Origin of the sequence: Lapidilactobacillus achengensis, assembly GCF_003946655.1 — a bacterium.
GTDB lineage: Bacteria > Bacillota > Bacilli > Lactobacillales > Lactobacillaceae > Lapidilactobacillus > Lapidilactobacillus achengensis.
Genome location: NZ_RHOV01000005.1, coordinates 32,116 through 58,883, shown reverse-complemented (window position 1 = coordinate 58,883; position 26,768 = coordinate 32,116). Strand labels below are relative to the sequence as shown.

Below are 26,768 nucleotides of genomic sequence, written 5' to 3'. Positions count from 1 at the left end.
TGACCAAGCGACTTCAAACGACTAAGCAAAAACCATCACCCGGCAAACATGGGTGATGGTTTTTTGGATTATTCAGAAGTGCCCGGCATTGTCTGGGGCTGGGCGTCTAGGGCGTAGATCACCTGACCTTTCGCGGCAAACTTCTGTTCATATTCCGTTTGCACGTTACTGGCCGCGCGTTCACTGCGATGTAGATCCAATGAAATGAAGTCAAACTGCCATGCGCTGGCGTTCAGGCTGATCAAGGAATATTCAAATAATCCTTGGTTATCCGTCTTGAAACGTAATTGACCGGCTGGCGCCAAGATCTGTTGGTATTGCGCCAAGAAGCTTGGATAGGTCAGACGGCGTTTCGCATGCTTTGTTTTCGGCCACGGGTCGGAAAAGTTCAGGTAGAGATTACCAATTTCCTGTGGCGCAAAATACTCAGTGACGGCGGCGCCATCGCCCAAGAATAGTTGCAGATTCGGTAATTGCAAGGTGACCTGCTTTTGCAAGATCATTCCTAAAGCCGAGGCTTGGATCTCCATGGCAATGAAATTCAATTCGGGATGAGCCTGGGCCATGCCGATAATGAACTGGCCTTTGCCAGAACCGATTTCTAATTGGATCGGCAATTGTGGTTGCGTGAAACGTTGGGCCCAATGACCCTTCAAGCCAGATTGAGCTGAAACAACCAGTTCAGGATGGGCTGCCATTAATTCTGGCACCCAGGGTTTGTTGCGCAGACGCATTTATTTCTTCCCCTTCTTACCAGCGTTCAGGCGCTGGGGTACGTAAATTTTTGTAAATAGGACTAGGAACGCGAACGATACCACGATGATCAAAAGGGACCAAGGCAGACCAGAAAGCCCTAAACTGAACAAAATGGTCACACTATCCACCAGCCATTCAATAGCCAAAAGTGGTGCCAACACCCCATTAAACTGCTGTTGGCGTTGCTTCACCGTGGTCGGCAGCAACTTCGCCAAGGCGTTGTGATCGAAATGATGGTACAGCGGTAAGAGTTGATAGCCAGTCAAATATAAGAACAACAGCGTCAAGATCAGCAAGAGCACCGGTTGTTTGATCAACGCCAACAAAACGGCGCCAATCACCACGAAACGCAACCAAATATTGCTATAATCGGTGCGTCGTAGGAAAGCCCGGGTCAGCAGGTAATGGTAGGCCCCTGGTTGGCGTTGGGACCAGAAACGAATCAGCGAATCTAGCCAACGGCGCTGCACCACGTGGCCTCCAATTTCAGGCACATCCACGAACAAATTGTAAAAGCGTAAAAGCCGGACCTGGCGCACGTTTTCTTTGGCGGTCACTTGATACCAAGCCAGCGATTGTAAGGACAAACGGCGTTGCACCAAGACCTGTCCCACTTCAAGCAGGATGGCCACTAGCAAGCCCCACCAGCTTGACACCAGAAAGGCCAAGGCCAGGCTCAGTAATAATCCCAGGTAAACGACGCCCAGCAGATCCCGCTGCAATTTCTCGGTCACAACGGCGAAACTCGCTAAATATTGGCGCCAAAGATCTAAGTCCTTGTAAATCAGCACGGTCAGCACCAAGAGCCACCACTGCAAGAGATCGAACCTGGTCGCGCGCAAAGCAAACGGCATCAAGACCACGCCCACCGCGAGGATCAACGCCCCTGGCAGGATCAAACTGAACCACCGGGCCCGGCGCAAATAGGTTTTCATTTCTGTTTCTCGTGGCAACAAGAACACTTGGTCCGCGTTGACCACCAAGGTTGACAACTGCCCTACTGTCACCATCGCGATCAAAATCACCCCGAGTAGCAGCGGCGCCCAAGTCAATGGTGTTTTGATTGTTTTCAACTGGTTGCTATACCAGTAGGCCAAGGCTCCCGCTAAGAAAACAAATGCCAGAATCAAATGGTCATTAAAGACATACTGCAAATACTTACTTTGCTTGACCAGATATTTGCGGCGACGTTGCGCCCACATTTGCGCAAAATCAGACATCGCCATTCTCCTTTGCCATTGTCAAATAAATATCATCCAAATGATCTGGCGTCACGTGGAAATCAGCCGCCAATTCAGTCACGGTGCCACTGGCTCGAATCTGGCCCTGATTCAACAAGATGAAGCGATCCGCTTGCGCTTGGGCCGTCGCTAGAATATGGGTGGTCATCAAGACGGCGGTGCCATTGGCCTTCTTCGCGGCAATTAGATCCAGCAAGTTATGCACCGCCAATGGATCTAAGCCGGTGAAGGGCTCGTCGATGATCAACAAGCTGGCATCGGTCATAAAGGCATTGACGATCATCACCTTTTGTTGCATCCCTTTGGAGAAATGAACTGGAAACCAATCCAACATTTGGTCTAAACGGAAGGTTTTCAGCAAGGCGTTGGCCCGTTCCCAAGTCGCCGCCGGGTCCAACTGATAGGCCAAAATCGTTAATTCCAAGTGTTCCCGTAAGGATAGTTCAGGATAGAGGATCGGCGTTTCCGGCACAAAGGCGATCTGTTGCCGATAAGCGGCCAAGTCGGTGGCCTGTTGCAGACCATCGATCGTCATCGTCCCTGATAAAGGCTGTAATAATCCTAAAATATGTTTGATCGTGGTTGACTTACCGGCGCCGTTCAATCCAATCAATCCGACAACTTCCCCGTTATTGACCGAAAAACTAACGTCATTCAAAATTTTCAAGTGTTGGTAGCCACCTGTTAAGTGCGCGACTTCTAGCATCGTTTAAGTTCCTTTCTTGAACCCAGCAGATAGTAGGGACAAAGAATCCGAGTTTCAACGGTCCTTACTATTTTTTTAGTTACTAATATGATAGCATGAAATGGATAGTTTGGAATATTCAATCATAATTATTGAAGGTGAATCTATTGGATAATTGTATTTTTTGTAAAATCATTCGCGGCGAGATCCCCAGCGTCAAAGTCTATGAGGATGACGATGTGCTAGCCTTTCTGGATATTTCTCAGGTGACACCTGGTCATACCCTTTTGGTGCCCAAGAAACACGTGCCGGACATTTACGCCTACGACAGCGAATTGGCCACACGCGTCTTCAGCCATGTACCCGAAATCGCCCGTGCGTTGAAGGCCGCCTTTCCTGACGCCCAAGGCTTGAATATTTGTAATAATAATGGCGAGTTGGCTTACCAATCCGTCTTTCACTCCCATATTCATTTCGTGCCGCGTTACAGCACAGATGATGGCTTCAAGATGCACTGGGCCAACAATGCTGATCAGTACGACAACGCCAGTCTAACGGCGATCGCCGCGAAGATCAAGGCTGCTTTAGCTGAGGAGGACGCATAAATGAGTAAGCGAAAACAGAAGAAACGCCTTAATTTCGGAAAAGGACTGCTATGGGGCGCCTTGATCGGTGGCACCACCGCACTGCTCACCTCTAAGAAGAGCGGTGCCCAGCGCCGCAACGAATTTAGCGCCTATCTTAACGGCTTAGCAACCGCAACCGATAACGTCAATCAGAGTGTGCGCAAATTGCGCCGTTCCCTGGAAAGACTCCATCAAGCGCTCACTGACAACGCGGCGCCTACCGTAAGCGCGATCAAACAGGATATGACCGATTTTGAATTCCAAGCGCAACCACGTTTGCGGGCGCTTGACCGAGAAACCACCCAGTTGCAGGCCGATTTGAATCAGTTGCCCAGCGCAACAGGAACCCTGACAACAACTGACCAAGACGCGCGCCAATAGCCACCGCCGCGAAATATGAAGTTTTTGTGGCGAATTGGATTTTTTTAGCACCAAGGCTTGAACATTCCATTAAATTTGCTGGTTTGTTTTTATTTGCGCGGTAATTATGGTATATTACTAAGAGTGTTGAGTTTTTATCTAGGACTTTGAATAGGATGTGGATTCAGTATTATGAAAAAATCAATGAAGAAGCTTGTTTTAGCGGCCGCTAGTTTACTGGCAGTCGTGGGACTAGCAGGCTGCAGTAGCAAGACTGTTGTTTCCATGAAGGGCGGTAAGATCACCGAGTCAGAATTCTACGACGAAATGAAGAAGTCTTCTTCAGGCCAATCGACGCTGCAAACGATGATCATTACCAAGGCATTGGAACAACAATATGGTAGCAAGGTTTCCAAGGATAAGGTCACCAAGGAATATAAGAAGTTCAAGAAGTCGTACGGTTCACAACTGTCTTCCGTTTTGGCCAGCAACAATATGACCACCACCGACTTAAAGAACAATATTCGGACGAACTTCTTGACTGAAGTTGCTTTGAAGGATCTCAAGAAGGTTTCTGACAAGCAATTGAAGAAACAATGGGCAAGCTACGAACCTAAAGTTACCGTTGCTCACATCTTGGTCGAGAAGAAAGCCACTGCCGAAGATATCATCAAGCAATTGGATGATGGCGGTGATTTCACGAAGTTAGCGAAGAAGTATTCAACCGATACAGCTACGAAGGCTGATGGCGGTAAATTAACGGCCTTCGACAATACTGATACTTCATTGGACAGCACTTTCAAGGCAGCAGCCTTCAAGTTAGCTCAAGGCAAGTATACTGAAACACCGGTCAAGACTTCATACGGCTATCACATCATCAAGATGATCAAGAACCCTGGCAAAGGTAAGATGTCTGATCACACGAAAGATCTGAAAGAACAGATCTACAACACTTGGTTATCTGATTCAACGGTCATGCAACAAATCTTGGCCAAAGTTATCAAGAAGGCCAACGTTGACATCAAGGACAAGGATCTGCAAAACGTCTTGTCAACCTACGTTAGCAGCTCATCCAGCTCATCTTCAAAATAAGCTGAGCCAATCATCAGTCAATTTCAAAAACAGGTCGTTGCCGCGGCCTGTTTTTTTGATTTCCTTTTAGCCGCGCTGAGCCGGGATGATCGCAAGCGGCCGTCCAGCCGTCATCGAATCCAGGGCAGCGTCTAAAATTATTGAAAAATGTCAAATAAATTTGGCACGGCGATAATGTATGCGACCATTTATAAAGCGATTTCTTAGCGTTGTTTGCTTATTCATTTTGATTCAAGTCCCGTTCGGGAACGAAAATTAAGCGCAAGACGTAACAAATGCAGACATTTTTGTGGTATAAATAACTTGTCAAGATTTTTCCGTCAATTATCCATCATCCATAATCTTGGCTGGCAGCGTCTAACCTCAGTTTGACGCTGTTTCATTTTACTCAAAAACGACCATTGCGGCAAACCGGTCTATCCACAACAATTAGCACCCACACCTGGCTAGCGCGAATAAATCACAACTAAAAACGGCATTCAGCGTGAAACTGCTGAATGCCGTTTTTGATTGCTGGGGTTCCCATCCTGAACTTGGCAGTCTAAAGATGAATCTCCGCCTGACTCTTAGGTCGATAGAAACGGCGATTATCAAGACCGAAAATGCGCTCACTAAACTCGCCAGGCGCAGTCTTGGTCAGCGCCTTGGTGATCATGTTGATCGAAGCGTCCATTTCATCGATACTATGCAACACTTCGGCTTCCAACAGTTTAGGCCGCTCAGGAGAACCATATTCGAGCAACCCGTGATGCGCCAGGACCACATGACGCAAAAGCATCACATCTTCGTCAGCGGGATCGATCTTCAGCGCCGCGCAGGCCAAGACGATTTCCTCATCGATCAGCACGATATGGCCAATCAAATTACCAGGTAACGTATATTCTGTGCCGACGGGACCGCTAAGCTCAATGGTCTTGCCTAAGTCGTGCAACAACACCCCAGATAATAGCAAGGCATAGTTGATCTGCGTATATTGTTGGCTGATCTGTTTGGCCAATCGCATCATACTCAAGGTGTGAAACGCCAAACCGCCAGCAAAGTCATGGTGATTGCTTTTGGCCGCAGGATGCTGATAAAAAGCCGCCTGATGCTTCTGCAGTAGGAAGCGGACAATTCGATTCCATTTCGCGTTATCGATATTGAAAACTTCCTGATTGATCTCCGTCGCCATTTGTTCCGCACTTAGCGGCGCTTGCGTGGTAAATTGCCCCACCTGAAAGCCTTCGCTAGCTTTCGCCAAATGGACCCCGGTGATTTTCACCTGAGGCTGCCCATTATACACATCTCGCTGCCCAGTCAAATGAACGATTTGCCCACTACTGAACTGGGCGATGTCTTCATCATGAGCATCCCAAAGCATGCCCGAGATATCACCGGTTCGATCCTGAAAAGTCAGCGAAATGAAACGTTTGCCGTTTTTGGCGATCCGGACATCCGCTTGCTTGATCAAAACAACAATATTGAAAGCTTCACCTGTTTTTAAGTCACTTAAGTGTACTGTCACGTGCCCTTAGCCTCCTTCAACTATCTGGGAAAAGAGTGTTCAGATAGTAGTGCCTTCATAATCCCTGGCTTAGCCGCGATATAGGTCTGTGATCGGTTTGGACACGATTTGGTTGATCTCATCCATCAGATCATTCATCGCCCGTTCATTTTCCATCAAGGCCATGACCACATCGATCTTCATCAATTGGCCACTCAGGTCTTGCATTTTCTTGATATCATCTTCATCGGGTTCTTGGCCTGACATTTGTTTCTGGCTCAGTTCCATTTGCATTTGTTGCATTTGTTGAAACAGTCCATAAGCGATCGGATCAGCTTTCAGCTTGCCAAAACCTGCTTGTAGCGCGGTGAATTGCTGTGTTTCTCGCAAAACTGTTGCCATTTCGTTAGCGTTGTCATAAATATTGGGGTTCATTGTAAGACTCCTTTTGCTGATTTATTGGCCAAAAAGACCTTTGACATTATTATACCATTGATCGAGGTTATTCTTCGCGTTTCCCAGACCATCTTTTGCTTTTTCCCAAGTATCATTCAACCCGCTTTGCAGATCGTCAAACCAATCAGCGCTGCCGGTAGTTGTGTCCTCTTTCTGCTTGGCGATACTAGCCGCATCGTCGGTCCCAAAACTGGTTTTCGGACTGTAAGCCAGCATCTTCGTCATTTCAAGCTTGAAAATCGCGGCCGCGCCCTGACTGCTGGTTCCTTGTAAGAAATGGGAGGCGTCGGTTTTATCAAAACCGACCCAAGTCGCCACAACAATATCTGGCGTGTAGCCCACGATCCATTGGTCTTTGGTGCCATAGCCATAACTGCGGGGAACTTCGGTGCTACCGGTTTTGCCAGCTACCGCGTAGCCAGCAGGCTTGGCACTTTGGCCCGTCCCCTCGTTGAAGACGCCTAGCAACATACTGGTCATGATCTTCGCGTTATTGGCGCTCATGACCGTTCGCGATTTCGTCTTGGTATTATCCACGATGACCGCGCCAGTAGCATCCACGATCTTGGTGATGAAATGAGCGCTGGTCATGCGGCCTTGATTGGCGAAAGTCGTATAGGCCTGAGCCATTTGCAGTGGCGAAACCCCTGTAGACAGACCCCCTAAGGCCAGCGCCAAGTTCTGATCGCCGGACTCAACCTTAATGCCGAATTTCGCCACCGAATCGACCCCTTTATTGACGCCGATCTGGTCGAGTAACCAAACAGCCGGGACATTGCGACTTTGTGCCAGGGCCTGATACATGGGCACCTGTCCCAAATATTGATTATCCGCATTGGTCGGATGGTATTTGTTTTTACCAAAAGTCATATCCTTATCGGTTAAGGTGGAATCATAATGGTACCCATTGGCCAAGGCCGGCGCGTAAACCGCTAGTGGCTTGATGGTCGATCCAGGTTGACGCTTGGCCATCGTGGCATAATTATAACTACGAAAGGCATGATCGCCGCGGCGACCAACTACTGCCACCACCCCACCAGTGGCGGGATCTAGCGCAACCGAGCCGGATTGAGCGATAGTCCCATCTGCGGCGTTTGCCGGAAAGGCCCAGCTTTGGTCGTAAGCTTGTTGCATCTGAGTCTGATAGTTCTGATCCAAGCTGGTGTAGATCTTGTAACCCTTATTCAGGACCTCCGTCTCAGAAAGGCCATAGTCATTGATCGCCTCGCTGATCACCGCGTCGAAATAATAGGGGTATTGATAGCCATTACTTTGTTGATAAGTATTGGTGATCACCAATTGCTCTTGCTTAGCTTGCGCTGCTTGGCTTGCGGTCAACATGTTAGTCTGGGTCTCCAAATCTAGCACCAGATTACGCCGACTGACCGCGTTCTTCGGTTGCTTGACCGGATCGTAGAAGGTGGGGTTGCGCAGCATCGCCGCCAAAGTCGCGCCCTGGGCAACCGTTAAGTCGCTGGCATTGCGACCGAAATAACGCCGCGAAGCATCCTGCACGCCCCAAACACCGTTGCCAAAATAGGCGTTATTTAAGTACATCGTCAGCACGTCATCTTTGCTATAAACACGATTGATTTCGACAGCGAGGAAGATTTCGGCCATTTTTCGACTAAGCGTTTGCTTCTGAGACAGCAACATATTCTTGGCCAGCTGCTGGGTGATCGTACTGCCACCACCCATGATCTGACCGTGATGGATCACATAATTCAGCGCCGAGCGCGCGATTCCTTTGATACTAAAGCCCAAGTTACGATAAAACGAGCGATCTTCGGTAGAAATGACGGCATTTTGAACATGCTTGGAAATTGCGTTCAGTTCAACGAAGGTCCCTTTTTGCGAATATAATGTGCCCGCCACTTTCTGATTCTGATCATAGACCGTCGAGCGCGTTTGCTTCAAGGACGCTTTCAGACTCTCCACATCGGCTACCTTTGCTTTGACCGTGTAAAAAGCGGATAATGACAAAAAGGCCGTTAATAAAATCAACAGCAACCAGCGCGTTAATTCCCAACGATGCCACCACCTGCGAAAACCCTGCCAAAAACGACTACCCTCTGGCTGTCGTGGCGTTTTGGCCTCTTTTGTCCCGTGTTTACGTTTCATTATTTATCAACCACCAATAATCCATATTTTACCATGAAACCAAGAAATTCCATCAGGCTGGCGCCGCATTTAATGCTTTTTTAGCATTCCTGAGGGTTTCAAGCTTCAGTGGTCAAACAAACCAGAAAGGATGATCCTGATTTTGAGCGCACCCGTTAATTATTTCAACCTGACCCTACCCGCTACGCAGCCTGCCGTGGCCCTGCGCCAACTCTTACAGGATTGGCTGATTCCTTGGAAGTGGCAGCACCTCTTGCGTGTCGGTCAAAAAGTCCAAGTCAATGGGCGTTACCGCTACTTCAATGAGTTAGTCGGTCCCGGCGATCAAATCAGTTTGAACTTCGATTTTCTCGCCGCAGAAACGCAACCTTATCGGCCAAGTCCAGGACACCTGCCCTTACTTTACCAGGATGAAACGACGGTGGTCGTCAACAAACCCAGTGGGCTGAAGACCCATCCCAATAAACCCACTGAAACTGGGAGCGTCTTGAACATCCTCAGCCAACAGCTAACGGTGCCACCACTCATGGTCCATCGCTTGGATCAACAAACCAGCGGCGCCTTGCTGATCGCCACCAGCCCAGCGGTGGTGCCCATCTTCAATCGTCAACTCAGTCTGAAAACCATGGGGCGCGACTACCTGGCCTGGGTCCACGACCAGCATCAACTGCCGCTAACAGGCGCGATCGACTTGCCGATTGGCTTAGATCCCCTTGATCGCCGGAAACGTCAGGTTGATTTCAAAACCGGGCTCCCCGCCCAAACTAATTATCAGGTCCAGTGTTATCAAGCTCAGCGGAGCTTGGTCGCCTTGCAGTTGACTACGGGACGCACCCACCAACTCCGCGTCCATTTGGCGGCCCTGGGGCATCCAATCATCAACGACCCACTGTATGACCCCCAGGCTGACCTTCAAGCGCCCATGCTGCTTCATGGCGCCCAGCTCCATTTCGACCAACCATTTAGCACTAACTTGGTGACCGTCACTGCCCCATTGCCCAGCTACTTCCCAACTGGTGATTTGAATTGACCGTGGCGAACAACCCAATACCGCAAGGCGCCGCCGCAATGACCAACGATCAGGCGGACCACAATCTTTATGCAGGAAAGATTCTAGACCCAGAAAAGGCAGCCGCGACCTGGCTGCCTTTTTAAACGTTCTGCGGGGTGCAGACCGCTGCGCCTTAAAGTATCAGATTGCCAAATCTGCTGCGCAGCTTAATCAATCTGATAAATTAATGCTCACGGTCTAACCACACCTCTCCGCACTCTTTTGAAACGTGCTGCGGGGTGCAGACCGCTGCGCCTTAAAGTATCAGATTGCCAAATCTGCTGCGCAGCTTAGTCAATCTGATAAATTAATGCTCACGGTCTAACCACACCTCTCCGCACTCTTGCATCAAAAAAAGCGTTGTCCCGGCATGACCGGAACAACGCTGTCGACTTGATTTGAAGGAGGAAATCGAACTTATTTGGATTTGATATAGTTGGTCCCATCGGCTTTTGGTGCAGTTGCTTTGCCAAGGAAGAAGACCAAAACTAAAATCGTCAAAATATAAGGGGCAATCAAAAGATAAACAGATGGGATCTTGTTGATACCAGGTAATTGACCCCCAATGATACTCAGACTTTGCGCGAACCCGAAGAACAAAGCGGCGCCCATGGCACCGATCGGATTCCACTTGCCAAAGATCATCGCAGCCATAGAAATGAACCCTTGACCAACGATCGTCCCAACAGAGAAGTTCCCAGAAATAGATTGAGCGAAGACAGCCCCGCCGATCCCGCCGAGGAAACCAGAAATCAAGACGCCGGCATAACGATAGCCGTACACATTGATTCCCAGCGTATCAGCCGCTTGGGGATTCTCACCCACAGACCGCAAACGTAAGCCAAACTTGGTTTTGAACATCAACCACCAAGCAAAGACCGCCACTAAAATCGCGACATAGGCCATCAATGAAGTGTCCTTGAAGAAGATCGGACCCAACACTGGAATCTTGGACAAACCTGGGAAGGAGAAATACCCAAAGTTCTGTTCGATGTTGTCAGTTTGACCTTTGGCATACATCGCCTTAACTAAGAACACACCCAGCGCCGGTGCCATTAAGTTCATCACGGTACCACTGATAATGTGGTCCGCACGGAAATTGATGGTCGCCACAGCGTGAAGTAAGGAGAAGATCACCCCGACAACACCACCAACCAAGGCAGCGATCCAAGGTGTGGCCTTGCCCAGGCTTCCAGCAAAAGTCAGGTTGAAAACAACCGAACTGAAAGCACCCATAACCATGATACCTTCCAGTCCAACGTTGACGATCCCGCCGCGCTCAGAGAAAGTACCACCCAGTGCGGTGAAGATCAACGGTGTGGAATAAACTAAGGTTGAGGAAATGATGATTGCAACGATACTGACCCAGTTCATTATAAACGACCCCCTTCTTGCGCATCTTTTTCTTCGGTCACAACCTCTTTAGCAATCGGAGTTTTTGGTAATTCCTTATTGGCATTATCCTTGTTCTTGAAGAGTTTGCTAATAACATAGTCGATCCCCACGAAGAAGATAATGCTGGCAGTTACGATGCTGACGATTTCGAAAGGCACTCCGGCACCAGTCTGCATACCCAAACCACCAATTTGTAAGATACTGAAGAGTAACGCTGATAATAGGATTCCTAAGGAACTACCGCCACCTAATAAGGAGACGGCCATCCCGTCGAACCCGATGGACATCGATGCTGTTTGGATGAAGAAGTTTTGATAAGTCCCCAAACCTTCCATGACGCCACCTAAACCGGCCAAAGTACCGGAAATAACCATCGACATAATGATTGTTTTTTTCGAGCTCATCCCAGCATATTCGGAAGCAAATGGGTTCAGCCCAACGGAACGGATCTCAAAGCCTAAAGTTGTCTTTTTCATGATGACCCAAACGACTACTAGCGCAATCAGGGCTAAGAAAAGACCAAAGTGAACCCGAGAATCCCCAAACATATGACTCAGCCAGTCAACGTGCAACGTGGCATGATGCGAAATCATCTTGGTTGCATCCTGGCTAGTTCTGAAATGTGCTGGCATGACATCTTGCATCAAATAAGTGCTAAGGTACAAAGCAACATAGTTCAACATAATCGTGACGATAACTTCACTGGTTCCAAAGAAAGCCCGTAGGAACCCAGGAATCGCCCCCATGATCGCGCCAGCTAAAGCGCCGGCAATAATAGCTAATGGTAATAAGACAAATGTTGGTAAATTAGGAAACGCCAAAGCAACCCAGATGCTTGCGACCCAACCAGCCAAAGCCTGACCAGAAAGACCAATGTTGAAGAAGCCGGCGGAGTTGGCCACGGAGAAACCTAAGGCAGTGAAAATCAATGGTGTCGCTTGACGTAAGGTCTCACCAATACTGACGGAACTCCCTAAGGAGCCTTGGATCATGGAGCCATACGCTTGGAGCGGATTGTAGCTATAAAACAACATAATGATCGCGCCAACTAGAAAGCCAGCTAGGATCGAGAATAACGGGATCAAGATTTTTCGAGTCGTACTATTGACTTTGATCAATTAAATCTCCTCCTTTGCTGTCTCTGCTTGCGTCTGGCCAGCCATCAACAAGCCTAACTCTTGCTCGGTAGTTGTTTCTGGGCGAACTTCCCCAGCAATCTTGCCATCATGAAGCACAATGATACGATCAGAAAGATTCATGATTTCATCCAATTCGAAACTGATCAACAGAACCGCTTTACCGGCGTCACGTTGGGCAATCAATTGACGGTGGATATATTCGATCGCCCCAACGTCCAAGCCCCGGGTTGGTTGGGCGACGATAATCAAATCGGCGTCACGATCCAATTCGCGGGCAATGATCGCCTTCTGCTGGTTACCACCTGATAATTCGCCGGCCCGCAGTTGTTCGTTAGTCGTCCGAATATCATATTCCTTGATCAAACGTTTCGCGTGTTCACGCATCTTGCCATAGTCCAAGAAACCATGTTCACTGATCGGCGCCCGATAATACGTTTGCAACGCCAAATTCTCGGCCAGACTCAATTGCAGAACAAGGCCATACTTCTGCCGATCTTCCGGTACATGGGCCACCCCAGTTTCCGTGATCTTCCGCGGTGCTGCATTGGCACGCTCATGATTCTTGATCAAAATCTCGCCGGAAACGATCTTGCGCAGACCAGTCAACGCTTCGATCAGCTCGGTTTGACCATTACCATCGATCCCGGCGATTCCTAGGATCTCACCCGACTTCACGCTGAAATCAACGCCTTTGACCGCCGGGATCCCCCGGTTCTCATTGACATGAAGATCTTTAACCTGCAGGGTCGTCGGTCCTAATTTAGCTGGTTGCTTCGGAATCTTGAAGGTCACGCTATGACCAACCATCATCGTTGCCAGGTCTTCACTTGAAGCTCCTGCCACTTCGACGGTCCCGATCGTCTTGCCCCGACGAATAACGGTACAACGATCAGCCGCTTGGCGGATCTCCGATAATTTATGGGTAATCAAAATGATCGATTTGCCTTCTTTGACCAAGTTCTTCATGATCTCGATCAATTCTTCGATTTCTTGGGGAGTCAAGACGGCCGTTGGTTCATCAAAAATCAAGACATTAGCGCCACGATACAACGTCTTAAGAATCTCGGCACGTTGTTGCATCCCGACCGAAATGTCCGCAACCTTCGCTGTGGGATCCACATCAAGGTTGTAACGATCTGATAATTCCTGAATGTCCTTTTCAGCCTGGTGAATATTGATAACACCGCCACGATTAGGCTCGCTACCTAAAATAATGTTCTCGGTAACGGTAAAGGCATCGATCAACATGAAATGCTGATGGACCATCCCAATCCCTAAGCTGTTCGCCTTGTTGGGACTATCGATCTTCACTGGTTTTCCATTGAGATAGATTTGTCCGGAAGTTGGTTCCAATAATCCGGAGAGCACATTCATCAAGGTTGATTTACCCGCACCATTTTCGCCTAGGAGGGCATGGATCTCGCCTGGGCGGACCTGCAGATCAACCTGATCATTGGCCTTAAAAGCACCAAAGGCTTTGGTGATTTTTCGCATCTCAATGACATATTCTGAATTTGCCATTGTATCCCCGCTTTCTAATTCCGACCTTTTTTAGAAAAAATGCTCCTTGCCCAGCCTACTGAGCGAAGGAGCATTCCATATCGTCATGATCGCCGTTATTTTTTGGCCGGATGTTCTGAGACTGTAATTTTACCATCAATGATATCTTGTTTAGCTTGGTCAACTGCCTTCTGTGTTTTAGCAGAAAGTTGGCCCTTCGCCAAACCAACACCATCGTCTTTCAAGCCGTAAATGATGTGTTGGCCACCCTTGAATTCGCCTTTGAATGCTTTCTCGGACAAATCTTCGGTAACCTTGTTAACACCCTTGAGCGTTGAAGTCAAAGTAAAGTTAGCAGAATCGCCATCTTTAGTCGTGTATTTACCTTCATCGGATTGATCCCGGTCAACACCGATGACCCAGACCTTCTTCGAACCAGCTTGGTTGATTGCTTTAGCTTCTTGGAAGACACCATTACCAGTCGCACCGGAAGCATGGAAGATAATATCTGCACCTTGTTGGTACATCCCCTGAGCAATTGATTTACCTTTATCAGGAGCGCTGAAATCACCAGCATATTGGTTGATGACTTTAACGGACTTACCTAACTCTTTGGCACCTGCCGCAACGCCTTCAGCATAACCAGCATCAAAACGGTCAATAACGTCACCCTTAGCACCACCAACGAAACCAACAATATTAGTCTTAGTGGTATATGCTGCAGCGATCCCTGCCAAGTATGAAGATTCATTATCCTTGAAGGTTGCCGAAACAACATTATCCAAGCCCTTGATTGAGTCGTCAATGATGACGAAGTTCAATTTAGGGTTCTTCTTTGCAGACTGCTCGATGGCTGGTTGCAACTTGTACCCAATCCCGAAAATTGTCTTGAAACCAGCAGCCTTGGCTGAGTTGATGTTGGCAACATAGTCTGATTCACTCTTTGATTGGAAATATTGGAAACCCTTATTCCCACGTGTGAAATCATGTGTCTTGCCCCATGCTTCCAAGCCTTCCCAAGCGGATTGGTTGAATGAACGGTCATCCACACCACCAGTATCAGTGATCAAGGCAACGGTCTTCGTCGTTGTCTTCCCTGAATCCTTACTACCAGTGTCCGTTGTCGCTGATTTCTTGCCTGAACATCCTGCCAGCGACAACACCACTGCCGCTGCTAAAATACCCATGGTGAAAACTTTTGCCTTCTTCATTACCTAAAGCCCTCCTAAAAAAGTTTGTTAGAATAACCAGTTGGAGATTATTGAAACCGATCTGAACATGAGTTATGTAGGAGAAATAACTCAGGAGCGGGGCGAAAAATGCATGCCCGAGGAAAAATGGAGAAAATGACGTAATCTGCGAACAATTCTCTTAAAAGTTATCAGAAATGTTAGCCTCTGTCAAACTGGAATCTCGTAAGAAACCGCTTTGTTTAAGGTGACGCAAGAGCAAATCTTCTAATTGGAAAGCGCCCTCATGATTGATTTATTCGTCTTTCTACATTCGCCAATGACACCGGACCAGTCGTTGAAGTTGCGAATAAATTATTTGATAACAAGTATATCATGAAATACGCCGAAGAACTCAGGAATAATTTTATTTTTTAGCGCTTTCTTCAACCCGATGAACTTTCCAGTTGGAAATCGAAAACCCGAGCGAGAATAGTTGCAGCCATTGTTAGAAGCGGTACGAACCAATTTTTTAAAAGGGGCAACTAACTCGCTAAGAACATGATAGCGCTTTCCGAGCAGAACGTCAATTGCTTTTGCAAAATCCGAACAATAAATTTCAACTTTTTTCTATTTTTGAATACAAACGTTGTCAGGTAAGGGGTTTCCTGGGTATCAAAAAAGCTCACGTCTCCACAACGGGTTGAGGAAAAGTAAGCTTTATCGAAAAAAATTGAGATATTTCAGAAACTTAACCAACCGCGGCTTCCGAATTCGGTAGTTTGGGCTACGAGCGCGCCACCAGTTCACCCACCGGTCGGCCGCCAATCGTCGGTCCGAAATCAACAGTTAGCCGGTCTAAGGCCTCGGCCGCATTCGTGATCACGACTACCACCGTGGGTTGCTGGCCTGCTGCTCTGATTTTACCGCGGTTCATGAAGCCGATCCGCTGACCACCGCGAACTTGCTGGCCGTCGCGCAGATGAATGCGGAAGGGGTCGCCGTGAAGTGGTGCGGTATTCAGACCAAAGTGGAGCATAATGTCCAAGCCATTCGCTTGATGGAGCATGATCGCATGTTGCGTGGTCGCGATCAACGTGACCTGCCCTTGGACCGGCGCGTACAGCAAGCCAGCAGTGGGCTCCACCGCGAAGCCTCGGCCCAAGGTACCCTGAGCGAAAATTGGATCGGCAACCTTCTCCAAGGGGATCACGGTGCCATCTACGGGACTAAACAGACGCTGACGGGCTTGACTGGCATCCGCAAAATGCCCAAATAAACTGGAGCGCATTTTAAACGCGTGAAGAAAGGTAATCGGCCATTTCTTGAGCTTGAGCGGCATCACGGCAAAAGGCAACAACGGTATCGTGACCAGCCAGGGTGCCTAAGATTTCGATTGGGGTTGAGTGGCGTAGCTCGTCCAAAGCGGCCGCCAAGAAGTTGCCATAACTAGGGCTAGTATGAATGATCACCAAGAACTCCAAAACTTCGATCGATTTCGTCACGGTCTTAAGTGCGGAATAAAGACGTTGCTTCGCGTCACCGCGGGTTTCAGTCGTCAGTTTGATATAACGTGACTTACCATACTCATCCCGCATTTTCGTGATCTTTAATTCCCGCAGGTCCCGCGAAAGAGTCGCCTGGGTTGTCCCTACACCGTATTCGTGCAGATACTCCTGCAATTCCTCTTGCGTATGAACCAAGTGTTCACGGACGATTTTCGTTAAAATAGCTTGACGTTCTTTTTTCTTCATGATTTCACTCCTACATTTCTTCTGGGGCAGCAACACCCAATAATGCTAGCGCTGATTGTAAGACTTGACTAACAGCCGTAACCAACCCAAGACGCGCGGCCAATTGCTCGTCGGCCACCAAAATCTTGGAATTGGCATAATACTTGTTGAACGCCTTCGCTAAACGTAACGCGTATTTGGCGATGACTGACGGTTCAAACGCCGCCGCGGCCCGTTGGATCACATTGGGGAAGTCGGCCAAATATTTGACCACATCCCATGCCTGTGGGTCTGTTAACGGCACGGTCGCGCTGGTCAGGTCCTCGCTGAAATCAGCCTTGCGTAAGATGCTTTGGGCCCGAGCATTGGTGTATTGAACGTACGGTCCTGTCTCGCCTTCAAAGCGGACAACGTCTTGTAAGTTAAAGTCGAAGCTATCCAAGCGGTCGTTCTTCAAATCGTGGAAAATAACCGCGCCGACCCCAACTTGATGTGCCACAGTGGCCGCGTTGACTAACTGGGGATTCTTAGCGGCGATTTGCGCTTGCGCCAAGCTAACGGCCTCATCCAAAACCTGGTCCAGCAAAACAACATTGCCCTTCCGCGTGGACAATTTCTTGCCATCCTTGGTAATCAGCCCAAACGGCACATGGACGATTTGCGCGGCCCAGTCGTAGCCCATTTTGGTCAAAACAGCCTTCAATTGCTTGAAATGTTCCGTCTGTTCAGCGCCGACTACATACAAAGACAAGGAAAAATGAAACTTTTGATAACGATCGATCGCCGCCGCCAAGTCCCGGGTGATGTACAAGGTCGCCCCATCCGAACGCTTGATCAAGGCGGGATTCAACCCTTCAGCGGTCAAATCAACGATTTGCGCGCCCTGACTTTCTTGCAGCAACCCTTGTTGTTCCAAATCCGCGACGACTGGCGCCATTTTGTCATTGTAGTAAGCCTCACCATTGTACGAATCGAAGGTAATCCCTAAACGATCATAGATTTTCTTGAACTCAGCCAGTGACAAGCCCCGGAACCATTCCCAAAGGTGGGTCGCTTCTGGATCGCCATCTTCCAACTTCTTGAACCAAGCCCGACCCTCATCATCGAGTTTAGGATCTTTCTCCGCTTCTTCGTGGAAATGAACATAGTACTTCAACAAATTACCAATGGGATCAGCTTTGATTTCCGCTTCGCTCCCCCACTTGTGATAGGCCACGATCAATTTACCGAATTGTGTGCCCCAATCGCCAAGATAATTGATTTTGATCGGGTGAAAGCCTAATTTGGCATAGATCTTCGCCAAGGAATTGCCGATGACGGTCGAGCGCAAATGCCCCATGGACATTGGCTTGGCGATATTCGGTGAGGACATGTCGATCGGGATGTTCGCCTGCTGACCCTGCGTGCTATCTCCATAAGCCGCACCCTGGGCCAGGATCGTTTGCACCGTCTGTTGCGCGAAAGCCCCTTTGTCCAAGAAAAAGTTAACGTAAGCGCCGGTGGCAACAACCTGTTCGTAGCCGCTAGCATCGATCCGTTCAACCAGTTCCGCCGCGATTTGTTGTGGTGCCCGATGCCAAGTCTTCGCTAAAACGAAAGTTGGAAAAGCGTAATCCCCTAATTTCGATGATTTCGGAACTTCCAGTAACGGTCCGATTTCCGCCGGGGTCAATTCGGACGCTAATGCTTGGTGCAGGCTCGCGATCACATTCTCTTTTACATTCATAATTTCCTCCTCCGCGATACCAAAGAAAAACCGCCCCTATAAACTCTAGAGACGGATTCCCCGCGGTACCACTCTGCTTGCCAATAATGGCCACTCTTACAATCTATCAAAATGTCGATCCGGCCGCGCCAGATGATCGCTGCCCCAACTTTCACTATCTTGAGGTCGCTTGTCAACGACTTGCATCTTTTCTGCCTTGATCTTGCTCTGTCTAACAATATACATTAATTATACAATTATTGCCACCAAAAATCTATTGGAAAAATAAAAAAACCATTCTGATCCGTAACCTTAGAAAATCAAGGGTAAGGTCAGATTCTCATAAGTTAGCGGGAATAGATCGGTAATGGTAATACCTAATAACCGAATCCCGTGACTTAGATCACCGAACCGTTGCCAGATCAAGCTCGCCTGTTGCTGAATCTCTTGGGCCGAATAAAGATAATGGTCGAAGCTTTGCCGCTTGGTGACGGTGTTGAACTCACTATCACGAATTTTTAAAACAACGATTTTACCGTGGACCTGTTGTCGTTGCAAAGTGGCGGCGACTTGTTGGCTGAGGTGGGCCAACTGACGCGCCACCGCCTCCTCGCTGGTCAAAGGCGGATTATAGGTGCTTTCTTTGCCAATCGACTTGCGCGCGCGCTGATTGGAGACGGGACTGTCATCAACCCCGCGGGCATGCTGGTACAACATGAACCCGATTTTCTTGTACCGTTGGATCAACTCCGCCTGCGATAATTTTTGCAGATCACCGCCGCTAAAGACACCGCGTTCATGCAAACTGGCTTGCATCTTTTTGCCGACGCCGAAGAAACTTTCAATGGGTAAATTGGCCAGAAACGTTTGCGCCATTTCCGGGCGCACGATCGTTCGGCCCATGGGCTTGTTGTGATCCGAGGCCACTTTCGCCAAGAATTTATTATAGGAGATGCCCACAGAACAAGTCAAGCGGGTTTTTTTCAAAATTTCCTGTTGTAACCACTGGGCCAGCTTGACCGTATTGCGTTCATGCCATTTGTTAACGGTGACATCTAGGAAGGCCTCATCCAGCGAGATCGGCTCGATCACATCTGTGATTTGGTGGAAAAGTTGATGGATCTGGCCAGAAGTTTCACTGTATAAGTCGAAATGAGGCGGCACAAAAACCAGTTGGTCCCGCGGCACTAGCTTCAAGGCTTGGGCCGCGGGCATCGCCGAATGGACCCCAAATCGACGCGCCACGTAATTAGCGGTGGTCACGACGCCGTGGCCACCTGTCCGGCGCGGGTCCGGCGCCACCACCACCGCTTTATCCCGCAAATGCGGCTGTTCGCGAATCTCCACTGACGCGTAAAAAGCATCCATATCCACGTGAATGATCCGGCGTTGGGTATGATATTGTAACGGAATCTCCAACCACTCAGTCATCTGCCACCTCCTGACTGTCTGCACCATTGTTAACCCCATGATCCGACTGTTAGCCCCATGATCCGACCAGCGGCGCCACCTAACGTTTCAAAGCGCGGTAAACGACAAAATTCAGGTCATCATCAATGACCTGAATTAGGCTAACCTTTTCAATTGTTGCCCCGCCTAACGGTCACGGGTTGCCGTGGTTGCCTGAAACCTTAACTCAGTTGGTAAAAATCCAATGGCGACCACTGGCTTGTAAGAGTTGATCAGAAGCAGCCGGCCCCATGGTTCCTGCGGGGTAATTCGGGAAATGTGGGCATTGGCATTCTTCCCAGACTTGGCGAATCCCATCAATGAACTGCCAGGCGCCACTCATGTCCTGCCAGCTAACGAAATTACTGCGCCGGCCGTTGATCGCTTCTAGAATCAGGCGCTCATACGCATCGGGAACCTGGCCAGCCTCTGTCTGACTCAAGGCAAAGTGCAACGGCCGTTGGATCGCGCTGGTACTTTGACCAACTTCTTTGGCGTTAAGGTGCCAAGTCAGGCCCATCTCAGGTTCGACTTCGATGGTCAATACTGGCGCCGCTAATGTCTCACTGCCAAAAAGATTTTGAGCCGCGGACTTGAAGACCACATCGATCCGTGTCTTCTTCAAGGGCAAGCGTTTGCCTGTCCGCACATAAAAAGGCACGCCTTGCCACTGCGGTAAATCCAGCTGGATCTCACCAGCCACAAACGTTTCCACGTTGGATTTCGGGTCGATTTTATCTTCTTGCCGATAACCTAGCGCCTGCCCATCCTCACTGGGGCCATACTGGCCGCGAATAAATTTCCGAGGAATCTCGGTGGCGTCATATTGATGCAAATGGGTGAACACTTCCCGACGAGCCGCGGTGATCGCTTGATCCGTATTATCGGCGGGACGTGGCATGGCCAACATCGCGATGATCTGCATAATATGATTTTGGACCATATCCCGCAGCGCTCCAGCGGTTTCATAATAACCGCCCCGCTCTTCTACGCCTAGTTTCTCCGCCAAGGTGATCTGAATGTTATCGATGTAATCATGGTTCCAAACCGCCGCCATCAGTGGATTATCGAAACGTAGGTAGGGAATGTTCTGAACCATTTCTTTTCCTAAGTAATGATCGATCCGGTAAACTTGATCGCGGGCGAAAGTGCTGATCACCGCATCATTCAGCGCTAAAGCCGATTGATAATCGTGGCCGAAAGGTTTCTCGATGATCAAGCGGTTGAAGCCACTCGCGCTCAGCAGGTGTTCCGACTTCAAGTGCGCCGCGATCGTGCCAAATAAGGCCGGCCGCATCGCCATGTAGAAGATTCGATTGCCGTGTAATTGATATTGCTCATCCAGCGTATCAATTAATTTCTTCAAGATAATATAGTGATCCGCGTCCTGAACATCATGAGACTGATAATAGAAGTGGCCCACAAACGCCTGCTGTTGAGCCGCCGTGCCCGCTTGCAGATTCTCCGCCACGGTTTGACGGAAATAATCATGGGTCCATGGACGCCGCGCCGTGCCGATCACGGCGAAATGCTGGTCTAATTGACCTTTTAAGTAAAGCTCAAATAAAGCTGGATAAAGTTTCCGATGAGCTAGATCCCCCGACCCACCGAAAATAACCATTAAAACGCGTTTTTCATTCTCATTCATGTTAGGCCTAGACCTCTTCCTCATTATTCTGACCTGTTCAACTTACTAATTGTTATTCTACACTATCTCAGGCAAAACCTTAAATATTTTTCCTTGTGAATCGACCGAAACCTCGCCGATTTAGCTGGAAAAATGGGAAAAGTTGCGGAATCAAGGTAGCTCACCGCCAAGCAACACCAAAAAAGCCGCCATCACGGCGACTTTAATGACTTGCGCTAAGACCAAGGTGCTTAGTTGAGAACTTGATAGGATTCCGTGGCTGCCTGATATACAAAACGTTGTTGACCCGCGGTGGTTTCAACATCAATCGTTTGATAAACCGGCGCGAAGCCATGATATTGCAAAATAACTTGTGCTTGATCCGCCTTGACCAGGATTTGATAACGATTGTATTCGCCTTGACGATAAGCCAGATCCAACCCATTATCTTGATAATGATCATACTGACCGGTCTCACCGAAGAGGCGGAAGGTCAGATGCTGCTCCGGCGCCTCGGCAACAAATTCACGCTCATCCGCCCATGGCAACAGGCTGTCTTGACGAACAAACATTGGTAATTGCGCCAAGTCGGCCGTCACCACGATATCTTGCTGCCCTTGATAGCGGGTTCCGGTCCAGAAGTCGATCCATTGCCCAGCTGGCAAGTAAACCAACCGTTTTGTTTGCCCTTTTTGTACGATCGGCGCAACCAAAAGCGCAGTCCCAACCAGATATTGATCACTGATTTCGCGTAAACGCGGATCTTGCTCATCCGCCAAAACCATCGCGCGCATCACCGGTAGGCCAGTAGTTTCCCCAGCAGCAAAGAGGTCATACAGATACGGAATCAAATGATAACGGAGTTGCAAATATTGCCGATAGATCGACAAAGTCGGCTCGCCAAACGCCCATGGCTCTTGGAACCGCGTCCCAATAGCGCTATGATTCCGCAATAATGGGCTAAAGATCGCCGCTTCCAGCCAACGAATCAAGAGTTCTGGGGTGGTATCCGAACCAAAGCCCCCAATATCAGTCCCGGCGAAAGCAAAGCCACTTAAGCCTAAATTACTTAACTGCGGGATCATCATTTGCAAATGCGCCCACAACGAGTGATTATCCCCAGTCCAGACCGTCGCATATTTCTGGGTCCCGGCATAAGCGGCCCGCGTGATCACAAAAGGTCGCCGATTTTGCTGAGCCAACAAGCCGTTGTAGGTGGCGTGGGACATATTGTGGCCGTAAACATTATGCATCTTGCCATGCGTTGCTGCCTGCTCTTCGTCTGAGAAGATAATCTCGTCCGGAATTTGGCCGTTGAAGGAGGCTGGCTCGTTCATGTCATTCCAAATCCCGGCAACGCCAGCAGTAGTCAGCTGCTGATGATTGTCAGCCCACCAGTCTCGCACTCGTTGACGGCCAAAGTCTGGATAGACCGACTCGCCTGGCCAGACCCGATTGACATAATCAAAGCCTTCCGGTGTTTTCACGAAGAAATTATTGCGCACCCCCGCGTCAAAAATCGGATAGCCGGGATCTTCCTTAACGCCTGGGTCAATGATCGTGACGATTTTGACGCCCTGGGCCTTTAGATCCGCTAAGAATTGTTTCATGTTGGGATACTTGTGCGGATCCCAAGTGAAGACGCGATACCCGTCCATATAGTCAATGTCCAAATGAATGACATCCATCGGCAAATGATAGTCCCGCATTTTCTGCGCGATCAAGGCGATCTCCGCCGCGTCCTGATAGCCCCAGCGTGATTGTTGGTAGCCCAAAGTCCACTTCTGTGGCAAAGGCGTCCGGCCGGTCAGATAAGTGTAATTCTGGATCACAGCCGCCAAACTAGCGCCGCCGATTACATAGTAATCCAAGACACCAGCTTCCACGGAGTAGAAGTAATAGGACTCACTTTCTTTCCCCAAATCGAAGTGACTGCGGTTGGTATTATCGAAGAATAGCCCATAAGGCACGCCGTTTTTCAGTCCCAAAAGGAAGGGGACGCTTTTATATAATCGAGTGAAGTTCTCCATTTGCGGCGCGGGATCATCGGTGTTCCAATTATCAAACTCGTAACCACGTTTGTTGATGAACCCAGTCTTGTCACCGAGCCCGAAGAATTGCTCGTCAGGGGCCAATTGCTTCAAAACCTCGTGATAGCCATGACCAGGTGCGCCTTGACCTGTCAACTCATGCCCTTCAGCGCTGGCCAAGGCCGCTTGTTGGGCGTCCATCCCCCGCGCTAATGGCCGCCGCTGGCCCAAATAATCCTGAACTAGGGGCGCCCCTGTCGCGTTGAAAACATCTAGGCGCTGATTGGCCCCGACCACGATCGTTAACCCACTTGTGGTTAGGGTCACGTCATCGGCTGACGCGGTCACCGTGAAACTCGTTTTTTGAGTCTTATCTCCTTCAATAGCATAGGAATGATCGCCACTGGTCGCATCTGCCAATACGCGGATGATTTCCGGGGTCATGATCGTCAACTGGAGCGATCCAGTTTGGAATTGGAATTGAATTTTTTGACCGTCAACTTGATGGTCAAGTAAGCGATTACTCATTGAATAAACTCCTTCATTGATTTAACGATAAACAACGCCGCCGACCAACTGTTTGTCCTGATGGCAACGTTTACCTCCATGACCCTACCATGATGAAATTTTTAAGTCAATCATCCCCGCCACAAAAACTGCACAAATTCCCGCGGCTTTTTTTAGGCAATCATCCGGAGGTAGCGCCAAGCACCTAGAAGCACTGTTTTGCCGACGCCAACCGATCCTGTTACCGGTAACAAAATCAACTGATCACCACGGATTTTCAGTGGCGCAGCAGTCCCTCCTGAGCAGCTTTCCGAATAAAAGCAGAAGTTGCGGCTACTACGGCAAAATTCTGACCTTAATCTCGCCGAACAGATTCGTTATGATGAGGTCAGTAAGTTAATGAGTGGGCCAAGCAACGGCTTTGACCAACTTTAAGGCTATCAGTTTGAGGATATGAGGAGGAACTATGGTGAAAAAAATTGTTGCCATTACATCTTGTCCTGTGGGCATCGCGCATACCTACATGGCCGCCGAAAGTTTAGCGAAAGCTGGGCAAGCTTTAGGCGTTGAGGTGAAAGTCGAGACCCACGGCTCCATTGGGGTCGAAAACCAATTAAGCGCCGCGGACATCAACGAGGCCATTGGAGTCATCATTGCCGCTGACACGAATATCGATAAGGCCCGTTTTGCCGGTAAGCCCTTGATCGAGGTCGGTGTTCAAGATGGCATCCGCAAAGCTAACGAGCTGGTCCAAGACGTCTTAGACGGTCAAGCGAGTCCTTATCAAGGCAGCGCAGCCACCAGCGCAACTGCGACAACCGCCCCTGAAGAACATGAAGGCTGGGGCAAAAAGATGTACAAGAGCCTGATGAGTGGCGTTTCCTATATGGTACCCTTTGTGGTCACAGGTGGGTTACTGATCGCCATCTCGCTGACGCTGGGTGGCACCCCAACGGCGTCGGGCATCAAGATCCCTGAAGGCACGATTTGGGCGACGATCAACACCATCGGCGGCATCGCCATGAACTTGATGATCCCAATCCTTTCGGCGTTCATCGCGCAAAATATCGCCGATCGCCCTGGCCTAGTGCCCGGTTTTGTCGGCGGGATGCTGGCCGCCAACGGTTCCCTGTATGGCAGCCATGCTAACGCAGGGTTCTTAGGTGGAATCATCACCGGCTTTCTCGCCGGTTTTGTCGCCCTGGGAATCAAGAAGATCCCGGTGCCTAAGGCTTTACAATCGATCATGCCGATCATTGTCATTCCCATCCTTGGCTCCTTGATCGTCGGTCTGTTCTTTATTTATGTGATCGGCTCGCCAGTCGCCTGGCTGTTCACATCCCTCAGTCATTTCTTGGCTGGCATGCAAGGTGGCAGTGAAGTCATTCTGGCCTTGATCTTAGGCGCGATGATTTCCTTCGATATGGGCGGTCCTTTCAACAAAGTGGCCTTCCTCTTCGGTTCCGGAATGATCGCTGAAGGTAACTTCGCGATCATGGGCCCAATTGCCGTCGCCATCTGTATCCCGCCATTAAGTTTAGGTTTGGCTTCCCTGATCCTGAAAAATAAATTCTCCGCCGCCGAACGTGAAGCTGGGAAAGCTTCCCTAGCAATGGGCCTTTTCGGAATCACCGAAGGCGCGATTCCCTTCGCCTCCACTGATCCCTTAAGAGTGATTCCAAGCATCATGGTTGGCTCCATGTCCGGTAGCGTGGTCGCGATGCTGGCTGGTGTAACCGATCACGTGGCCCATGGTGGCCCGATCGTCGCCGTCCTAGGCGCGGTCGACCATGTTGGGATGTTCTTCGTTGCCGTGATCATTGGTGTCGCGATTTCGATTTTGATGTTGCAGATCCTTAAGCCCAATCTAAACGCTGGACCTGAACTAGCAACGGCTAGCGCGGCACCTGAACCGGCGACCGCAACCAAAGCTGTTGATCCCGCAACGGTTGCCCCAACCACCGCACCAACAGCACCAGAAGCAGCACCTGAGCCAGATTTCTCCATCAATGACTTAATGACTCAGGATAATATTTTGTTGGACGGTGATTTGTCTTCCAAAGATGAGGTGATCCAACGAATGGCTCAAAGCTTGACGGCAAGCGGTCATGTCACTGATTTCGCCACCTTCAAACAAGCCATTTACGATCGCGAAGCGGAAAGCACCACCGGAATCGGCATGGGCATCGCCATTCCTCACGGTAAGTCCGCCGCGGTTAAAAAAGCCGCCTTGGCCTTCGCCCGCAGCGAGCAAGGCGTCGATTGGCAATCACTGGATGGTCAGCCCGCCCATTTGATCTTCCTGATCGCGGTTCCCGAAGCCAGTCAAGGTGATCTACATCTGAAAATCCTTCAGAAACTTTCGCGCAAATTAATGGATGACGACTTCCGCGCCGCGTTAATGGCCGCGCCAGATAAAGCGACCATCCAAGATCTGCTACGCGAAATGTAAGGCCAGCGACGGTTGTCAAAGATTAGGTCAAGCGACGGTCTTGCCGAAGTAACAATCAAGGCGTTCAAAGACACCTTGCAAATAAACAGCTAAAACCATGCAAAAAAGACTGACAACGCTCATAATAGAGTGGTGTCAGTCTTTTTAGTCGACGATTAATCACTTTACGGCTCGCGTCCCAGCAAGTTTTC

21 protein-coding genes are annotated in these 26,768 nt (G+C 49.3%); 5 read left to right on the top strand and 16 right to left on the bottom strand.

Annotated features, from left to right (window positions below; genetic code table 11):
• Positions 1 to 68: 68 nt before the first annotated feature.
• From trmB to EKM94_RS04280, 3 genes are read right to left on the bottom strand one after another with little or no spacing between them, the layout of a single operon-like run.
• On the bottom strand, positions 69 to 734 hold the full coding sequence (gene trmB, locus EKM94_RS04290; RefSeq protein ID WP_125598001.1) for a tRNA (guanosine(46)-N7)-methyltransferase TrmB: 666 nt from the start codon (positions 732 to 734) through the stop codon (positions 69 to 71).
• The gene (locus tag EKM94_RS04285) at positions 735 to 1,976 is read right to left on the bottom strand and encodes an ABC transporter permease (protein ID WP_164511098.1); all 1,242 of its coding nucleotides are present in this window, start codon (positions 1,974 to 1,976) and stop codon (positions 735 to 737) included.
• Positions 1,969 to 2,703 (bottom strand): ABC transporter ATP-binding protein, encoded by a 735-nt coding sequence (locus tag EKM94_RS04280; protein WP_125597995.1) that lies wholly within the window; start codon positions 2,701 to 2,703, stop codon positions 1,969 to 1,971. The genes EKM94_RS04285 and EKM94_RS04280 overlap by 8 nt, the downstream gene beginning before the upstream one ends.
• Before the next feature lie 146 nt (positions 2,704 to 2,849).
• On the opposite strand from EKM94_RS04280, the gene EKM94_RS04275 reads away from it, so the two are divergent.
• The 3 genes from EKM94_RS04275 to EKM94_RS04265 all read left to right on the top strand — a co-directional run bounded on the left by EKM94_RS04275 (position 2,850) and on the right by EKM94_RS04265 (position 4,760).
• Positions 2,850 to 3,287, top strand: coding sequence for an HIT family protein (locus EKM94_RS04275; protein WP_125597992.1), 438 nt, complete (start codon positions 2,850 to 2,852; stop codon positions 3,285 to 3,287).
• Entirely contained in the window at positions 3,288 to 3,689 is a 402-nt protein-coding gene (locus EKM94_RS04270) for a YtxH domain-containing protein (protein ID WP_125597990.1), read from the top strand.
• A gap of 183 nt (positions 3,690 to 3,872) precedes the next feature.
• Positions 3,873 to 4,760 (top strand): peptidylprolyl isomerase PrsA, encoded by an 888-nt coding sequence (locus EKM94_RS04265; protein WP_164511105.1) that lies wholly within the window; start codon positions 3,873 to 3,875, stop codon positions 4,758 to 4,760.
• A 541-nt stretch (positions 4,761 to 5,301) separates the two neighbouring features.
• On the opposite strand, the gene EKM94_RS04260 is transcribed toward EKM94_RS04265, so the two are convergent.
• The 3 genes from EKM94_RS04260 to EKM94_RS04250 all read right to left on the bottom strand — a co-directional run bounded on the left by EKM94_RS04260 (position 5,302) and on the right by EKM94_RS04250 (position 8,820).
• Positions 5,302 to 6,264, bottom strand: a complete 963-nt coding sequence (locus EKM94_RS04260) for a 3'-5' exoribonuclease YhaM family protein (protein ID WP_125597984.1) — start codon at positions 6,262 to 6,264, stop codon at positions 5,302 to 5,304.
• A gap of 69 nt (positions 6,265 to 6,333) precedes the next feature.
• Positions 6,334 to 6,678: a YlbF family regulator gene (locus EKM94_RS04255; protein ID WP_125597981.1), complete on the bottom strand. Its 345-nt coding sequence runs from the start codon at positions 6,676 to 6,678 to the stop codon at positions 6,334 to 6,336.
• 21 nt (positions 6,679 to 6,699) lie between these two features.
• Positions 6,700 to 8,820 (bottom strand): PBP1A family penicillin-binding protein, encoded by a 2,121-nt coding sequence (locus tag EKM94_RS04250; protein WP_125597978.1) that lies wholly within the window; start codon positions 8,818 to 8,820, stop codon positions 6,700 to 6,702.
• 142 nt (positions 8,821 to 8,962) lie between these two features.
• Between EKM94_RS04250 and EKM94_RS04245 the strand changes: the two genes are divergently transcribed.
• Positions 8,963 to 9,850: an RluA family pseudouridine synthase gene (locus tag EKM94_RS04245; protein WP_225422157.1), complete on the top strand. Its 888-nt coding sequence runs from the start codon at positions 8,963 to 8,965 to the stop codon at positions 9,848 to 9,850.
• 438 nt (positions 9,851 to 10,288) lie between these two features.
• Here EKM94_RS04245 and EKM94_RS04240 read toward each other — a convergent pair whose 3' ends face one another.
• The 10 genes from EKM94_RS04240 to EKM94_RS04195 form a co-directional block, all read right to left on the bottom strand.
• The gene (locus EKM94_RS04240) at positions 10,289 to 11,245 is read right to left on the bottom strand and encodes an ABC transporter permease (protein ID WP_125597972.1); all 957 of its coding nucleotides are present in this window, start codon (positions 11,243 to 11,245) and stop codon (positions 10,289 to 10,291) included.
• Positions 11,245 to 12,384 (bottom strand): ABC transporter permease, encoded by a 1,140-nt coding sequence (locus tag EKM94_RS04235; protein ID WP_318531097.1) that lies wholly within the window; start codon positions 12,382 to 12,384, stop codon positions 11,245 to 11,247. Before EKM94_RS04235 ends, EKM94_RS04240 begins: the two co-directional genes overlap by 1 nt.
• Positions 12,385 to 13,926, bottom strand: a complete 1,542-nt coding sequence (locus EKM94_RS04230) for an ABC transporter ATP-binding protein (RefSeq protein ID WP_125597969.1) — start codon at positions 13,924 to 13,926, stop codon at positions 12,385 to 12,387.
• A 95-nt stretch (positions 13,927 to 14,021) separates the two neighbouring features.
• The gene (locus tag EKM94_RS04225) at positions 14,022 to 15,116 is read right to left on the bottom strand and encodes a BMP family lipoprotein (RefSeq protein WP_125597966.1); all 1,095 of its coding nucleotides are present in this window, start codon (positions 15,114 to 15,116) and stop codon (positions 14,022 to 14,024) included.
• Positions 15,117 to 15,861: 745 nt separating this feature from the next.
• Positions 15,862 to 16,365 (bottom strand): PTS sugar transporter subunit IIA, encoded by a 504-nt coding sequence (locus EKM94_RS04220; protein ID WP_164511097.1) that lies wholly within the window; start codon positions 16,363 to 16,365, stop codon positions 15,862 to 15,864.
• 1 nt (position 16,366) lies between these two features.
• Complete coding sequence (locus EKM94_RS04215) at positions 16,367 to 16,828, bottom strand: arginine repressor (protein WP_125597961.1); 462 nt, start codon at positions 16,826 to 16,828, stop codon at positions 16,367 to 16,369.
• A 10-nt stretch (positions 16,829 to 16,838) separates the two neighbouring features.
• On the bottom strand, positions 16,839 to 18,533 hold the full coding sequence (gene argS / locus EKM94_RS04210; protein ID WP_125597958.1) for an arginine--tRNA ligase: 1,695 nt from the start codon (positions 18,531 to 18,533) through the stop codon (positions 16,839 to 16,841).
• Between the two features lie 291 nt (positions 18,534 to 18,824).
• Entirely contained in the window at positions 18,825 to 19,943 is a 1,119-nt protein-coding gene (gene dinB / locus EKM94_RS04205) for a DNA polymerase IV (protein ID WP_125597955.1), read from the bottom strand.
• Positions 19,944 to 20,148: 205 nt separating this feature from the next.
• Entirely contained in the window at positions 20,149 to 21,609 is a 1,461-nt protein-coding gene (zwf, locus tag EKM94_RS04200; protein WP_125597952.1) for a glucose-6-phosphate dehydrogenase, read from the bottom strand.
• 230 nt (positions 21,610 to 21,839) lie between these two features.
• Positions 21,840 to 24,146 carry a glycoside hydrolase family 31 protein gene (locus tag EKM94_RS04195; RefSeq protein ID WP_125597949.1) on the bottom strand — a complete coding sequence of 769 codons (2,307 nt, stop codon included), beginning with the start codon at positions 24,144 to 24,146 and terminating at the stop codon, positions 21,840 to 21,842.
• Positions 24,147 to 24,594: 448 nt separating this feature from the next.
• Between EKM94_RS04195 and EKM94_RS04190 the strand changes: the two genes are divergently transcribed.
• Positions 24,595 to 26,577 (top strand): fructose-specific PTS transporter subunit EIIC, encoded by a 1,983-nt coding sequence (locus EKM94_RS04190; RefSeq protein ID WP_125597947.1) that lies wholly within the window; start codon positions 24,595 to 24,597, stop codon positions 26,575 to 26,577.
• The last annotated feature ends 191 nt before the right edge of the window (positions 26,578 to 26,768 follow it).

Coding starts and splice junctions, on each gene's coding strand:
- EKM94_RS04220 (WP_164511097.1), bottom strand. CDS start 16,365: ATGCGCTCCAGTTTATTTGGGCATTTTGCGGATGCCAGTCAAGCCCGT.
- EKM94_RS04265 (WP_164511105.1), top strand. CDS start 3,873: ATGAAGAAGCTTGTTTTAGCGGCCGCTAGTTTACTGGCAGTCGTGGGA.
- EKM94_RS04255 (WP_125597981.1), bottom strand. CDS start 6,678: ATGAACCCCAATATTTATGACAACGCTAACGAAATGGCAACAGTTTTG.
- EKM94_RS04195 (WP_125597949.1), bottom strand. CDS start 24,146: ATGAGTAATCGCTTACTTGACCATCAAGTTGACGGTCAAAAAATTCAA.
- EKM94_RS04240 (WP_125597972.1), bottom strand. CDS start 11,245: ATGAACTGGGTCAGTATCGTTGCAATCATCATTTCCTCAACCTTAGTT.
- zwf (WP_125597952.1), bottom strand. CDS start 21,609: ATGAATGAGAATGAAAAACGCGTTTTAATGGTTATTTTCGGTGGGTCG.
- EKM94_RS04270 (WP_125597990.1), top strand. CDS start 3,288: ATGAGTAAGCGAAAACAGAAGAAACGCCTTAATTTCGGAAAAGGACTG.
- trmB (WP_125598001.1), bottom strand. CDS start 734: ATGCGTCTGCGCAACAAACCCTGGGTGCCAGAATTAATGGCAGCCCAT.
- dinB (WP_125597955.1), bottom strand. CDS start 19,943: ATGACTGAGTGGTTGGAGATTCCGTTACAATATCATACCCAACGCCGG.
- argS (WP_125597958.1), bottom strand. CDS start 18,533: ATGAATGTAAAAGAGAATGTGATCGCGAGCCTGCACCAAGCATTAGCG.
- EKM94_RS04280 (WP_125597995.1), bottom strand. CDS start 2,703: ATGCTAGAAGTCGCGCACTTAACAGGTGGCTACCAACACTTGAAAATT.
- EKM94_RS04230 (WP_125597969.1), bottom strand. CDS start 13,926: ATGGCAAATTCAGAATATGTCATTGAGATGCGAAAAATCACCAAAGCC.
- EKM94_RS04215 (WP_125597961.1), bottom strand. CDS start 16,828: ATGAAGAAAAAAGAACGTCAAGCTATTTTAACGAAAATCGTCCGTGAA.
- EKM94_RS04250 (WP_125597978.1), bottom strand. CDS start 8,820: ATGAAACGTAAACACGGGACAAAAGAGGCCAAAACGCCACGACAGCCA.
- EKM94_RS04225 (WP_125597966.1), bottom strand. CDS start 15,116: ATGAAGAAGGCAAAAGTTTTCACCATGGGTATTTTAGCAGCGGCAGTG.
- EKM94_RS04285 (WP_164511098.1), bottom strand. CDS start 1,976: ATGTCTGATTTTGCGCAAATGTGGGCGCAACGTCGCCGCAAATATCTG.